A 12,972-nucleotide genomic window follows, 5' to 3' on the forward strand; every position below is an offset into this window, starting at 1 on the left:
ACGGTCGGCGGCGCGCGCCGTCCTCGGGATGGACCAGCCGTGTGGTTACATCGAGCCGAGCGAACCGGCAGCGAGACGCGGAGGCCCGGGTGGCGTCGGAACAGCGGAGGAGACCCTCGGTCGGCCTCGTCCTCTCGGGCGTCGTGACCGTCGTCTCCTGGGCTGCTGTCGTCACCACCATGCTGGTCGTGATGACCGCAAGGGGCGCCGATCTCGACGAAGCCGCACGCTATCTCGCGGTGTGGGTGCTCGTGTCGACCCTGCCGGGAGTGCTGCTCTGGCGGGCCGTGGCCGGCGTGTCCACCCTCTCCCAAGAGCTCGGCTTCGGGGCAGTCCTGGGGATCGTCGCCCAGCTGGTGTGCTGGGCGGCCGCCACCGCCGTCGGTGCGCCGCGGCTCGTCTTCCTCCTACCGGTCGGCGTCGCGATCGCGTTCGTCGTGTCGCCGCGGCTGCGGCCGCTGTGGTTCCCGAGACGGCGCCGCAGCCGGGGGACCCCGGCCGCCTGGCACCTCGCCATGGCGGCGGTCGTCGCGCTGGCGACGGCGAGGGTCTGGCTCCTGTACCTCCGCGCGATGCCGACGCCCCCCGAGGGCGGCTCCTACACCCGTGACCTCTGGTACAACACCGCGATCTCGTACGAGCTGCGGCGCACGATCCTTCCCGACGACCCGTTCGCGGTGGGCGAGCCGCTGCGCTACCACTGGTTCGCCGACGCCCACATCACGTCCACCTCGGGGCTCGCCGGACTGCCGATCGCGGGCGTCATGCACGGCCTCTGGATGGTGCCGGCGCTGGTCGTCCTCCTGCTGGCGTCCGCCGCTGCGACCCACCGGTTCCTCGACGGTCCGGTCCTGCGCCTGCGCGACGGTGCGGTCACGAGCGACGTACGCCGGTGGTGGGCAGGACCGGTTGCGGCGTTCTTCGTGATGGTGGCCCCGTCGGCGTGGATGTTCGGCAAGCTCTGGGGCCAGCGCATCGGTGACGGCTTCGTGGTCACGAGCCCGTCGGGAGTACTCGCGATGATCGTGCTGGTGGGGCTGGTCGGCCCGGTCCTCGACGTCCTTCAGGGACGTGCGCGGTGGCCGCTGTGGGTCGCCCTCCTGCTGACCCTCCTCGTCGGGGTCGGGACGAAGCCGAGCGTCCTGCCGATCGTGGTGAGCGGAGCCCTGCTCGTCGTGCTGGGGGACCTCGTGGGGAGGCGGCGGGTGCGCTGGTCGATGCTCGTCGTGGTCGCGGTGTCGGCCGTCCTCGTCCTGGTGGCCGGGCGCTTCGTCATCGGCAGCACGAGCGGGAGCCGGATCCGGTTGTTCGCCGTCACCGCGCTGGACCCGCTCTACCAGCAGGTCTTCGGCAACCAGACCTCCGTGTACGGCGAGCAGAGGTGGATCGTCCCGGCACTGCAGGAGGGGCTTCCCTGGGCCACGCTCGTCGTCCCGGCGCTGATCGGCCTCCGGCTGCTCGCAGAGCTGCCACGTCTTCTCGTCCTCGTCGGGCCGCTCCATCCGGTCCTGCGCCAGGACCCGGGCGTGGTGTGGGTCGGGGGCGCGTGCGCGGGAGGGTTCGCCGTCTCGTGGATCCTCGCCCACCCGGCGTACGGCCAGCACTACTTCTGGACCGTCGCCCTCCCGCTGGCCACGACCGGTGTCGTCGCCGGCGCCGTGCGTCTCGTGCCGGCGCGCGCACGCGTGGGCCGCCTGCTGGGACCGCTCGTGGTCCTCGTCGTGGCCGGTGCCTCCGCCGGGTGGGTCGCCTCGCAGATCGCGCCGTGGGACTTCGTGGGCACGGTCCCCGAGAGGGTGTGGGACCGGTTGCGCCCGTACGCGCTCGTGGTCGGCGTCGGTGTGGTCGTCGTGCCGCTGGTCTGGGTGGCCTGGCGGAAGCGGGCGACGTCTCGTCTGTCCCTCCTGACGGCCATCACGGTGTTCGCGTACGCCGCGGTCGTCCCCGGGGCGGCCGTCTTCGTGGACCAGAACCAGCGTGTCCCCGGCTCGCCGAACCCAGTCGCCTCGTACTACGTCGAGGGCGACCAGCTCGCTGCCGCGACGTGGTTGCGCGAGGAGGCTGACCTCGACGACGTCCTCGTCACCAACATCTTCTGCGGGCCGCCGTCCGCGTACGGTCCGGACTGCCCGGTGAACTCGATGTGGATCGCAGGGGCGACCGGCCTGCGGATGGTGCTGGGGGACTGGGCCTTCGCGCCGGCCAACCTCGCGGAGGACTCGACCGTCCCCCTCACGCGACGACCGGCTCCCTGGCCGGAGCGTCTGGCGCTGAGCCGGGCGCTGGTCGAGAAACCCACGCGCGCGGTCGTGGACGAGCTGTGCGACGACTTCGGCGCCCGGTGGGCGCTCGTCGACGACCGGGCGAGCGACGTCTCGCCGCAGATCGACGACTACCTCCGTCTGGTCCACCGCGAGGGCCATGTGTCCGTGTACCGGCTCAGGTGCACTGACAGCGACCCTGACCGCCGCTAGCGTGGCCGCTGTGACCCCGACCCAGCTCGGCGATCTCGGGAGCCATCAGATCTCTGTCGTCATCCCCGTCTACCAGGGGGAGCGGCACCTCCCGGCCGTGGTCGAGGAGCTCGCCGGACTCGTCGACGGGTTCGTCACGCCCGACGGCCACCACGCCCAGGTGAGCGAGGTCCTCCTCGTCCACGACGTGGGTCCGGACGACTCGCCACGCGTGATGCGCGAGCTCGCGCAGCGCTATCCGTTCGTCCGCACCCTCTGGCTGAGCCGCAACTTCGGTCAGCACGCGGCGACCCTCGCGGGGATGTCGTCCTCGGGGGGCGACTGGGTCGTCACCATCGACGAGGACGGGCAGCAGGACCCGGACGACTTCGGCGTGCTGCTCGACACGGCTCTCGCCGAGCAGGCGTCGGTGGTCTACGGACGTCCTACGAACCAGCCGCCGCACGGGTTCGCCCGCAACGGCGCCTCCCGCGGGGCGAAGTGGATGATCGCTCACCTCGCCGGAGCGCGCGAGGTCACGCTCTACAACAGCTACCGGCTCGTCCTCGGCGAGATCGCCCGCAGCGTGGCGGCCTACGCCGGCTCCGGGGTCTATCTCGACGTGGCCCTCGGATGGGTCGCGGGTCCCGTGGCCACGGCACCCGTGACGCTGCGCGACGAAGGCGAGCGGAGGTCCGGCTACCGGCTGCGCACCCTCGTCTCGCACTTCTGGCGGATGGTCCTGACCAGCGGGACTCGAGGACTGCGCGTGGTGAGCCTCTTGGGCGCGGCGTTCGCGCTGGTCGGCGTCCTCTTCGCCGCCGCGGTCGTGATCGGGCGCCTCTTCGGCAACCACGTCGAGCCGGGGTGGTCCTCGATCATCACCGTCGTCCTCATCTCCTCCGGAGCGATCCTCTTCTCGCTGGGGACGCTCGCCGAGTACCTCGGCGTCGCGGTCAACATGGCGATGGGGCGCCCGACCTACCTGCTCACCTCCGACCCCGCCGAAGGACCGCTGGGCCGACGAGCGCCCAGGACGCCGGTGGACGATGCCTGAGGCGCCCGTCACCTGGGTGGTCGGGGCCTCCGGCCTTCTCGGCGGGCACGTGTGCCGGGCCGCCGGAGGGCGAGGGCACCGGGTCCAGCGCGTCGCTATCCCGTGGGGCGGGGACGTCGACCAGGTCCGCGCCGCGTTCCGCGAAGGCGTCCGCTCGATGGTTGCCTCTGCGGGCGGGGGCAGCTGGAACGTCGTCTGGACGGCGGGGGCGGCGGTCGTCGGAACCTCGGCCGCCGACGTCGACGCCGAGGTCACGGCGTACGCAGCCCTGCTCGAGGAGCTGCGCCCGGCCTTGGCCGACGGCGGGACCGGGCGCGGCGCGATGTTCGTGGCGTCGTCTGCCGGGGCGGTGTACGCGGGCGCGAGCGGCGCACCCTTCACCGAGGGGTCCCCCGTGCGTGCGCTGGCGCCGTACGGGTTCGGCAAGCTCGCGATCGAGGAGCTCACCGGGCGGGCGTGCGCCGAGGACGGCCTGCGTGCGATGGTCGGCCGCATCGCCAACCTGTACGGCCCGGGTCAGGACCTCGGCAAGCAGCAGGGGCTCGTCTCCCAGCTCGCACGGTCGTACCTGCGCCGGGAGCCGCTGCCTCTCTACGTCTCCCTCGACACCGCTCGTGACTATCTGTACGTGGGCGACTGCGCCGACGTCGTCGTGCGCGCGGTCGAGGCGACCGTACGGGATACCGAGCCGGGGACCTCGACCGTCAAGATCCTCGCATCGGGCCGGCCGACGACCATCGGGGCGCTGCTCGGCGAGTTCAACCGGATCGTGCGGCGGAGGGTCCCGTTCGTGACCGCCTCGTCGCCCGGCGCCCGCTTCCAAGTCCGGGACCTGCGGATGCGGTCGACCGTCGCTCGCGAGCTGGACCGGCAGATCCGGACGCCGCTCCCCGTCGGCATCGCCGCGACGGTCGCCGACGTCGCCCAGCGGATGCGCGCCGGTCTGACCGCCCCAGGAACTAGGGTCTGATCCGTGGAGAGCGCGCAGATTCGCAACATGGCCGACCTCGAGGACCGGCACTGGTGGTTCCGCGAGCGCCGGCACCTGATCGGGCGGGCGATCCGAGGGCTGACCCCGGGCCGGGCGCTCGACATCGGCGCCGGTGCGGGTGGCAACACGCGCGTCGTCGAAGCGGCTGGGTGGCAGGCGACGGCCCTCGAGTACTCCGACGAGGGCGTCGCGCTCGCGAAGGAGCGCGGCCTCGACGTGGTCCAGGGCGATGCGCGCGACATCCCGTTCCCTGACGACCACTTCGGGCTCGTCGTCGCCTACGACGTCCTCGAGCACATCGAGGAGGACGAACGGGTCGTCGAGGAGATCGCGCGGGTGGCCGGTCCCGGCGCGAAGGTGCTCATCGCGGTCCCCGCCGACCCGCGCCTGTGGAGTGCCCACGACGAGGCCGTCGGGCACGTCCGGCGCTACACGCGGGCGACGCTCGTCGGGCTGTTCGACAGCCCACGCTTCACCATCGACGACGTCCGGTCGTGGAACGTGCTGCTGCGCCCCGTCGTCGCGCTGCGTCGGCGCTCGGTGGAGGACAACGACCTGACCGCCCTGTCGCCGGTGGTCAACGCCGGGCTGAGCGCGATCATCCGCGCCGAGCGTCATCTCCCGGTCAGATCGCGCTCTGGCGTCTCCCTCCTCCTGGAGGCGACCGTCCGCTGATGCGTGTCCCGAATCCGCACGCCCCCTACGATGTGCGGATGCGCGGCATCATCCTCGCCGGAGGCACCGGCTCCCGCCTGCATCCGATCACCCTCGGTGTGAGCAAGCAGCTCGTCCCTGTCTACGACAAGCCGATGGTCTACTACCCGCTGTCGACCCTGATCCTCGCGGGCATCCGCGACATCCTCATCATCACCACACCCGAGGACAGCGCGCAGTTCCGCCGGCTGCTCGGTGACGGGAGCCGCTTCGGCGTCAGCCTGTCGTACGTGGTGCAGCCGAGTCCCGACGGCCTCGCGCAGGCGTTCCTGCTCGGGTCCGAGCACATCGGGGACGACTCGGTCGCGCTCGTGCTGGGCGACAACATCTTCTACGGGCCGGGCATGGGCACCGACCTCGCGCGCTTCGCGTCGGTCGAGGGTGCCGCGGTGTTCGGCTACTGGGTGAGCGACCCCACCGCGTACGGCGTGGTGGAGTTCGACGAGAGCGGACGGGCGCTGTCGCTGGAGGAGAAGCCGGCCGCGCCGAAGAGCCGCTACGCCGTGCCGGGCCTCTACTTCTACGACAACGACGTGGTCGAGATCGCCTCGTCGCTGCGTCCGTCGGCGCGCGGAGAGCTCGAGATCACCGATCTCAACCGCCGTTATCTGGAGCAGGGCAGGCTGTATGTCGAGGTACTGCCGCGGGGCACCGCCTGGCTCGACACCGGGACGTTCGACTCGCTCAACGACGCCTCCAACTTCGTCCGGACGCTCGAGAGCCGGCAGGGCCTCAAGGTCGGGTGCCCCGAGGAGGTGGCGTGGCGCGTCGGCTTCCTCAGCGACGACGAGCTGCGCGAGAGGGCCGAGCCGTTGGTGAAGAGCGGTTACGGCGACTACCTCCTCGGGTTGCTGGAGGAGTGAGCACCGACGCGAGCGGTCCGCTGCTCACGCTCGTGTCGGCCCGATGGACGTCTCCCCGCACGGTGGAGATCGAGGGCCGCGCGGGTGCCGGCGTGACCGTGGAAGAGCTGGTCGTCGTCGACGGCGACGGGATCGTCGTCACACGGGTCGGTGTCGACCGAGGCGCAGAGGACGCGTTCACCGCGAGGCTCGATCTCGAGCCGCTCGTCCCTGCCGCCGGGGGCGGTCGGCGGCGTGCGCGCTGGGCGGTGTCCCGACCGGCAAGGCGGCGCCGTCCGGTGCCGACGGCGTCTCGTGCGCGGGTGGAGGTGCGCGCCCTCGTCGACGGGGAGACCGTCGTGGCGCCGTGGAACGACCGCCCGGCCGGTGGGGCCAGTCGCCGCCTCGGCACGGCGGGGGCGTGCGACGGCTGGCTCGTCCGCCTGAGCTGGGAGGAGTCCGGGCTGGAGGTCGCCGCGGAGCCCGTCGTGGCCGTCCTGGGCCACCAAGCCGTCGACGAAGGCGGCCTCGCACTGTCGATCGACGCCGTGGAGACGGCCGACGTCGGGCTCCGGTACGGCGGGTCCGGGGGAGAGGTCGTCCCCTGTCCACGGACGAGGGGCGGGGCCTGGTTGGTGCGCCTCGACGAGGCCCGCGCCGAGGACGCCGACCTGGTGGTGTCCTCCGGAGGCCGTCGCTCGCCCGTCGTCTGGGGTCCCGCGACGGGTGAGGCCGTCGGCGACCCCGCCACCGGCGTCCGGACCGTGCGGCGACGCAACGGGCGAGTCGGCGTCACGAGGGCCCCGGCCGCGGTCGTGGAGGACGTCCACGTCTCGGACGACGCCGTCGTCCTCGAAGGCACCGCCTGGGGGCTCGCGCCCGGCGGCGCGCGGGTGGTCGCTCGTGGTCCGCGGCGGGTGGCCGAGGTGAGCGTGCACGCGCGCGGCGCGCGGTTCACCGCTGCGGTCCCGCTCGCGGTGACCGGCTGGTACGGCGAGGACTCGGTGCTGCCGTCGGGGCGCTACGAGCTCGCGTGGGCCTCGGGCGATCTCGAGGTCCCGGTCGTGTGCGAGCCGACAGGCCTTCCCGACCTGCCGCTCTCCGTCGACGGTGCGCGCTGCCGCACCGAGGTCGTCGCGACGAGCGGCAACCGGCTCGCGGTCGTGACGTCGCCGCCCCTGCGCCCCGACGAGCGCGGTCCTGCGGCGCAGGAGAGGCTCCGCCGCCGCTACGACGAGACGCCCTCCGCACCGGCGCGGATGGCGTACTTCGAGTGCTACTACGGCGCCAGCACGACCGACAGCGCTCGCGCGATCCACGACGAGCTGCTCGCGCGCGGCACCGGAGTCGACCTCGTCTGGGGCCTCGCCGACCTCTCGGTCCCGGTGCCCGAGGGAGGCCGAGGTGTCCTGATCGGCTCGCGGGAGTGGTGGGACGTCGTCGCCCACGCCCGTTACCTCACGTTCAACGCCGGGGTCCCGCCGATGCTGCGCCGCCGCCCCGGTCAGACCATCGTCCAGACCTGGCACGGGACGCCGTTCAAGCGGCTCGGGAGCGACCGCGGTACGGTCCGGGCGGACCAGGAGCGCTTCCTCCCGGCGCTCAAGCGGTCCGTCGCGCGATGGGACGTCCTCCTGGCGGGCAACCCGCACAGTGCGGAGGTCTTCGGGCGGGTCTGGGGGTACGAGGGCGAGATCCTCCAGCTCGGGTACCCGCGCAACGACGCCCTGGCCCGCGCGGACGACGGCGCGCGGCGCGAGGCACGTGCCCGCCTCGGACTGCCGGCGGACGCGCACGTCGTGCTGTACGCGCCGACCTGGCGGGACCGGCAGCGCCTGATGCCGCAGCTCCTCGATGTCGAACGCGTCGCCGACGCGCTCGGACCGGGCGGCGTCGTCCTCCAGCGGGGACATATGAACATCCGCCGCTGGGAGAGCGCCTCGAGCCACGCGCGCGTACGCGACGTCACGGACTACCCGGAGATCAACGACCTCTTCCTGGCCGCGGACGTCGCGATCACCGACTACTCCTCGATCATGTTCGACTTCTCCGTCACCGGGCGTCCACTGGTCTTCTACGCTCCCGACCTGGACGACTACCGCGACCGACGCCGAGGGACGTACTTCGACCTCGAGGAGTGCGCTCCGGGGCCCGTCGTCTCGACCACCGACGAGGTCGTCGAGGTCCTGCGTGACCTCGAGGGGACGGCCACCAGGTACGCCGAGCGCTACCGGACGTGGTGCGAGACGTACAACCCGCTCGACGACGGGCGTGCGGCCGAACGCGTCGTGGACGCGGTCTACCGGGACGTCTGAGACGGGCGGGTCCTCAGAGCAGGTCCGTGCGTCCGGCGTCGCGCCAGTGCTCGACGGCGTCCTTGACCTCCTGCGCCCGGTCGCGCGTCGTCACGAGGACGGCGTCCGGGGTGTCGACGACGACCACGTCGGTCAGCCCGACGACCGAGACCGCCCGTCCGGACGTGACGACGAGGCCGCTGCCGTCGACCACCACGGCGTCGTCGGCGGCACCCACGACCCCGCTCTCACCGCGGCCGACGCCGAGCGCGTCCGCGACGGCGTCGAAGTCCCCGACGTCCGTCCAGCCGAAGCCGCCTCGCAGCATCGCGATCCCGCCCTGGGCCGCGACGGGCTCGGCGATCGCGTGGTCGATGGCGATCTTGGTCAACGTCGGCCACACCCTGCTGAGCGTGCTGTCGCGCGCAGCGGTGTCCCACGCGGCGGCGATCTCGTCGAGGCCCTCCCGCATGCGTGGCAGCTGGGCGCCGAGGTGGTCGAGAAGCACGTCGGCGCGAGAGACGAACATGCCCGCGTTCCACCGGAAGTCGCCGCTGCGCAGGTAGTCGCGCGCCACGTCGGCGGGCGGCTTCTCGACGAACCGCCGGACCGTCGTCGCGTCGGGTGCGCCAGGCACCTCGGACAGCGGCGCTCCAGCCTCGACGTAGCCGTACGCCGTGGAGGGAGACGTCGGCTCGATCCCGATCGTCGCCACGAACCCCGCCTGGGCGACCTGGACGGCCTGCTCGACGGCGGAGGCGAAGGCGGGCTGGTCGTGCACGAGGTGGTCGGCGGCGAAGGAGCCGACGACGGCGTCCGGCTCACGGTCTCGGATGAGCGCGGTCATCAGGCCGATCGCCGCCATCGAGTCGCGCGGCGACGGCTCCGCGACGACGTTGCGGGAGGGGACGTCGGGCAGCTGCGCCACCACGGCCTCGTGGTGCTGGCGCCCTGTGACGACGGTGATGCGGTCGGCCCCGACGAGCGGCACGAGGCGGTCCCGCGTCTGCTGGAGCAGCGACCGGCCGCTCCCGTCGAGGTCGAGGAGGAACTTCGGACGTGCCGCCCGAGACAGCGGCCAGAGCCGGGTCCCTGCCCCGCCGGCCGGGATGATGGCGTGCAGCGAGGGAACGTGGGCGCTCATCGGTGTCCTTCCGGGGCCAGCAGGTCGCGGTGCCTCAGCGTAGCCGGGCCCGCCAGGTACGATCCGGAGGCGCGATCGCTCCCGACCGACAGGTACCGCAGATGGACAGCACCTCCGACCCGCGTTCGGTCGCGGTTTTCGGCTCCTGCATCACCCGAGACAACTTCAACACGCGGTTCAACCCGACGTACAAGGCGTCGTACCGCTGCGACCTGATGCAGAACCAGATGTCGGTGATCAGCCTCGTCTCGGATCCCGTCACGGAGGCGTGGGAGCCCACCAAGGCGATGTCCGACTACGACCTGTGGAACGTCCGTACCGAGTTCGACAAGTCGTTCCTGACCGGGCTGGTCGAGACCCGCCCCGACTATCTCCTGCTCGACTTCTTCGGGGACGCCCACTTCGGGGTCGTCCGACTCGACGACGGACGGTTCCTCACCGACAACCGGTGGAAGGTCCGACACACCGACCTCTACCAGCGCCTGCGCGAGGAGGGGAGGCTGACCCCTCTGCGTGGTGTGGACGACCCCGACGCGTACTTCGCCCTGTGGACGGAGGCGCTCGACACGTTCGCGGCGCAGGTTCGTTCAACGCTCCCAGAGACACGTGTCGTGGTGCACCACGGACACCACACCGACCAGCTCACCGTCCCTGACCGCCCGCGCCCTGTCAGCCTGCGCAAGCACAGGAACAACGTACGTATCGACGTCGAAGCCGCCAACGCGCTCTGGCGACGGATGGACCGCTACGCGGTCGACGCCTTCGGTGCCGCGTCGATCGACCTCACCGGGGAGTCCTTCCCGACCTACGACGAGCACCCGTGGGGACCGTTCTACGTGCACTACCGGATGGACTACTACCACCGGTTCCTGGCCGAGCTGCACAAGATCGTCCTCGCTGACGGGGCAGAGCCGACTCGCCAGATGGTCGCCGACATCGAGCGCGCCGCGGGCGAGACGCCCGCCTTGGCGCTCGCCGCCCGCGAGGCGGAGCTCGCGGCGGTGAAGGCGCGTCTCGCGGCGCGCAAGGAGGAGGTCGCACGGCTGCGGGCCCGGGTCGAGCGCCTCGAGCAGACCCCCGTCCGCCGGGTCGTCTCCCGCCTCCGTCGCGACCGGGCCTCCTAGCCCGGCGAGAGCTGACCACCGCTGCGTGTGACCCGGCCCACAACCGAGTTACAGCAGGGTTTCGCGCACGTAGACTGAATGAGTCCGTTTGTCTGGTACCCCGCCCGGGGACTGGAACGAAAGGCACTTCCATGAAGTCCCACCACGCCGTCGGCGTGGTCGGCGCAGGTCGCGTCGGAGCGGTGCTCGCCGCCCGGCTGCGCGAAGCCGGCCACGAGATCGTCGCCGTCAGCGGCCGGTCCGCCGCCTCGCGCACCCGTACCGACACCCTTCTCCCCGGTGTCCCTGTGCTCTCGCCCGCCCAGGTCGCCGCACGCGCGGACCTCCTCGTGCTGGCCGTCCCCGACGATGCCCTCCCCGGCCTCGTCGCCGAGCTCGCTCTCGACGGGCACCTGCGGGCGGGTCAGGTCGTCGTCCACACCAGCGGGCGCCACGGCCTCGGGGTGCTGGCAGCTGCCACCCACGTCGGAGCCCGCCCGGTCGCGTTCCACCCCGCGATGACCTTCACCGGCACCGACCTCGACCTCGACCGCCTCTCCGGCTGCGTCTTCGGGCTGACGGCCGGCGACGGAGAGCGCGAGGTGGCGGAGGGCCTGGTCGCCGACCTCGGCGGCCGGCCGATGTGGATCCGCGACGAGGACCGCACCACCTATCACGCCGCGCTCGCACACGGCGCGAACCACCTCGTCACCCTCGTCTCCCAGGCGATGCAGATCCTGCGCCGCGCCGGTGCCGAGGACCCCGCTGCCGTGCTGCGCCCGCTGCTCACGGCCGCGCTCGAGAACGCGCTCTCGTACGAGGACGCCGCTCTCACCGGGCCGGTCGTCCGCGGTGACGTCGAGACCGTACGCGCGCACGTGGCCGCGATGGCCGAGCAGCCGGTGCCGACGATGGACGCGTACGTGGCGATGGCACGTGCGACGTCCGCGCACGCGGTGGCCGACGGACGCCTCGACCCGCAGGGCGCCGTCGAGATCCGCCGCGTCCTCCGCGAGTCCGAGTGGGACGTCCTGGCGACGCTGGTCGCCGACGAGGGCACTCGGACCGGCGCGTGAGCGCGCCGGTCGTCGCGACGACGCGCGCTGCCCTCGACGACGCCCTCTCCGCCGCCCGCCGTGACGGGAAGACGGTGGCTCTCGTCCCGACGATGGGGGCGCTGCACGCGGGGCACCTCAGCCTCGTCTCGTACGCACGCGAGCGCGCCGACCTCGTCGTGGTCTCGATCTTCGTCAACCCGACGCAGTTCGGCGCAGGTGAGGACCTGGCCCGCTATCCGCGGACGTTCGAGCGCGACCTCGCCGGGCTGACGACCGCGGGAGCCGCCGTCGTCTTCCACCCGGAGGTCGAGGAGATGTACCCCGACGGGCCCGACGCGAGCGGGGTGACGGTCGACCCGGGTCCGCTCGGCGCCGAGCTCGAGGGCGCGGTCCGGCCCACGCACTTCCGCGGGGTGCTGACCGTGGTGGCGAAGCTCTTGGGACTGGTGCGGCCCGACGTCGCCGTGTTCGGTGAGAAGGACTACCAGCAGCTGGTGCTGATCAGCCAGATGGTGCGCTCCCTCTGCCTGCCGGTCACCGTGGTGGGCTGCCCGACCGTGCGCGAGGAGGACGGGCTCGCGATGTCGTCCCGCAACCGCTACCTCGACCCTGAGCAGCGCGCGCTCGCCGTGACCCTGTCCAAGGCGCTGACGGCAGGCCGCGACGCTGCGGTGCGCGGCGAAGATGCCGCGCTGGCGGCCGCGGCGAAGGTCCTCGACGCCGAGAGTGCCGTCGCGGTCGACTACCTGGCGCTGCGATCGCCCGACCTCAGCCCGCCCGTCTCAGGCCGCGAAGTGCGGCTGCTGGTCGCCGCCCGGATCGGGCAGACCCGCCTCATCGACAACGTCGCCGTCACCCTCGGGTCGCAGGAGGACCGCTGATGCTCCGCACGATGATGAAGTCCAAGATCCACCGCGCGACCGTGACGCAGGCCGACCTGCACTACGTCGGCTCGGTCACCGTCGACGCCGACCTCCTCGACGCCGCCGACATCCTCCCCGGGGAGCTCGTGCACATCGTCGACATCGACAACGGGGCGCGGCTCGAGACGTACACGATCGCGGGAGAACGGGGCTCGGGCGTTCTCGGCATCAACGGTGCCGCCGCGCGCCTCGTGCACCCGGGCGACCTCGTGATCCTCATCGCGTACGCCCAGATGGACGACGCGGAGGCCCGCGCCCTGGAGCCGCGGGTCGTCTTCGTCGACCGCGAGAACCAGATCGTCGCCACCGGGTCGGACGCTGCCGCGCCTGTCCCCGGGTCGGGCGACGTCCGTGGCGACGTGACGGCAGCCGCAGCGGACTGAGAGGGCGATT

Annotated in this window: 11 protein-coding genes; 10 read left to right on the forward strand and 1 reads right to left on the reverse strand. The window is 72.4% G+C overall.

Annotated elements, in window-relative coordinates; genetic code table 11:
• Positions 1-89 precede the first annotated feature (89 nt).
• The 6 genes from NYZ95_RS07200 to NYZ95_RS20375 are packed head-to-tail and all read left to right on the forward strand — an operon-like array spanning position 90 to position 8,372.
• Positions 90-2,474: a hypothetical protein gene (locus NYZ95_RS07200; protein ID WP_262850180.1), complete on the forward strand. Its 2,385-nt coding sequence runs from the start codon at positions 90-92 to the stop codon at positions 2,472-2,474.
• 10 nt (positions 2,475-2,484) lie between these two features.
• The gene (locus NYZ95_RS07205) at positions 2,485-3,510 is read left to right on the forward strand and encodes a glycosyltransferase (protein WP_262850181.1); all 1,026 of its coding nucleotides are present in this window, start codon (positions 2,485-2,487) and stop codon (positions 3,508-3,510) included.
• On the forward strand, positions 3,503-4,480 hold the full coding sequence (locus tag NYZ95_RS07210; RefSeq protein ID WP_262850183.1) for an NAD-dependent epimerase/dehydratase family protein: 978 nt from the start codon (positions 3,503-3,505) through the stop codon (positions 4,478-4,480). Before NYZ95_RS07205 ends, NYZ95_RS07210 begins: the two co-directional genes overlap by 8 nt.
• A gap of 3 nt (positions 4,481-4,483) precedes the next feature.
• Entirely contained in the window at positions 4,484-5,176 is a 693-nt protein-coding gene (locus NYZ95_RS07215) for a class I SAM-dependent methyltransferase (RefSeq protein ID WP_262850185.1), read from the forward strand.
• 38 nt (positions 5,177-5,214) lie between these two features.
• The gene (gene rfbA, locus NYZ95_RS07220; protein ID WP_262850187.1) at positions 5,215-6,078 is read left to right on the forward strand and encodes a glucose-1-phosphate thymidylyltransferase RfbA; all 864 of its coding nucleotides are present in this window, start codon (positions 5,215-5,217) and stop codon (positions 6,076-6,078) included.
• Positions 6,075-8,372, forward strand: coding sequence for a CDP-glycerol glycerophosphotransferase family protein (locus NYZ95_RS20375; protein ID WP_262850189.1), 2,298 nt, complete (start codon positions 6,075-6,077; stop codon positions 8,370-8,372). The genes rfbA and NYZ95_RS20375 overlap by 4 nt, the downstream gene beginning before the upstream one ends.
• Positions 8,373-8,385: 13 nt before the next feature.
• Here the strand turns inward: NYZ95_RS20375 and NYZ95_RS07230 are convergent, their stop codons facing one another.
• Positions 8,386-9,495 carry a mannose-1-phosphate guanylyltransferase gene (locus NYZ95_RS07230; protein WP_262850191.1) on the reverse strand — a complete coding sequence of 370 codons (1,110 nt, stop codon included), beginning with the start codon at positions 9,493-9,495 and terminating at the stop codon, positions 8,386-8,388.
• Positions 9,496-9,596: 101 nt separating this feature from the next.
• Between NYZ95_RS07230 and NYZ95_RS07235 the strand changes: the two genes are divergently transcribed.
• The 4 genes from NYZ95_RS07235 to panD all read left to right on the forward strand — a co-directional run bounded on the left by NYZ95_RS07235 (position 9,597) and on the right by panD (position 12,962).
• Positions 9,597-10,619 carry a DUF6270 domain-containing protein gene (locus tag NYZ95_RS07235; RefSeq protein WP_262850193.1) on the forward strand — a complete coding sequence of 341 codons (1,023 nt, stop codon included), beginning with the start codon at positions 9,597-9,599 and terminating at the stop codon, positions 10,617-10,619.
• Between the two features lie 131 nt (positions 10,620-10,750).
• Positions 10,751-11,674, forward strand: a complete 924-nt coding sequence (locus NYZ95_RS07240; RefSeq protein ID WP_262850195.1) for a Rossmann-like and DUF2520 domain-containing protein — start codon at positions 10,751-10,753, stop codon at positions 11,672-11,674.
• Positions 11,671-12,537, forward strand: a complete 867-nt coding sequence (gene panC, locus NYZ95_RS07245; RefSeq protein WP_262850197.1) for a pantoate--beta-alanine ligase — start codon at positions 11,671-11,673, stop codon at positions 12,535-12,537. Before NYZ95_RS07240 ends, panC begins: the two co-directional genes overlap by 4 nt.
• Positions 12,537-12,962, forward strand: coding sequence for an aspartate 1-decarboxylase (gene panD / locus NYZ95_RS07250; protein WP_262850199.1), 426 nt, complete (start codon positions 12,537-12,539; stop codon positions 12,960-12,962). Before panC ends, panD begins: the two co-directional genes overlap by 1 nt.
• Positions 12,963-12,972 lie beyond the last annotated feature (10 nt).

The sequence above is a fragment of the Mumia quercus genome, assembly GCF_025506335.1.
Taxonomy (GTDB): Bacteria; Actinomycetota; Actinomycetes; order Propionibacteriales; family Nocardioidaceae; genus Mumia; species Mumia quercus.

Bases quoted from the DNA above. Each gene is read 5' to 3' on its own strand.
- NYZ95_RS07240 (WP_262850195.1), top strand. From the start codon at position 10,751: ATGAAGTCCCACCACGCCGTCGGCGTGGTCGGCGCAGGTCGCGTCGGA.
- rfbA (WP_262850187.1), top strand. From the start codon at position 5,215: ATGCGCGGCATCATCCTCGCCGGAGGCACCGGCTCCCGCCTGCATCCG.
- NYZ95_RS07230 (WP_262850191.1), bottom strand. From the start codon at position 9,495: ATGAGCGCCCACGTTCCCTCGCTGCACGCCATCATCCCGGCCGGCGGG.
- NYZ95_RS07235 (WP_262850193.1), top strand. From the start codon at position 9,597: ATGGACAGCACCTCCGACCCGCGTTCGGTCGCGGTTTTCGGCTCCTGC.
- panD (WP_262850199.1), top strand. From the start codon at position 12,537: ATGCTCCGCACGATGATGAAGTCCAAGATCCACCGCGCGACCGTGACG.
- NYZ95_RS07210 (WP_262850183.1), top strand. From the start codon at position 3,503: ATGCCTGAGGCGCCCGTCACCTGGGTGGTCGGGGCCTCCGGCCTTCTC.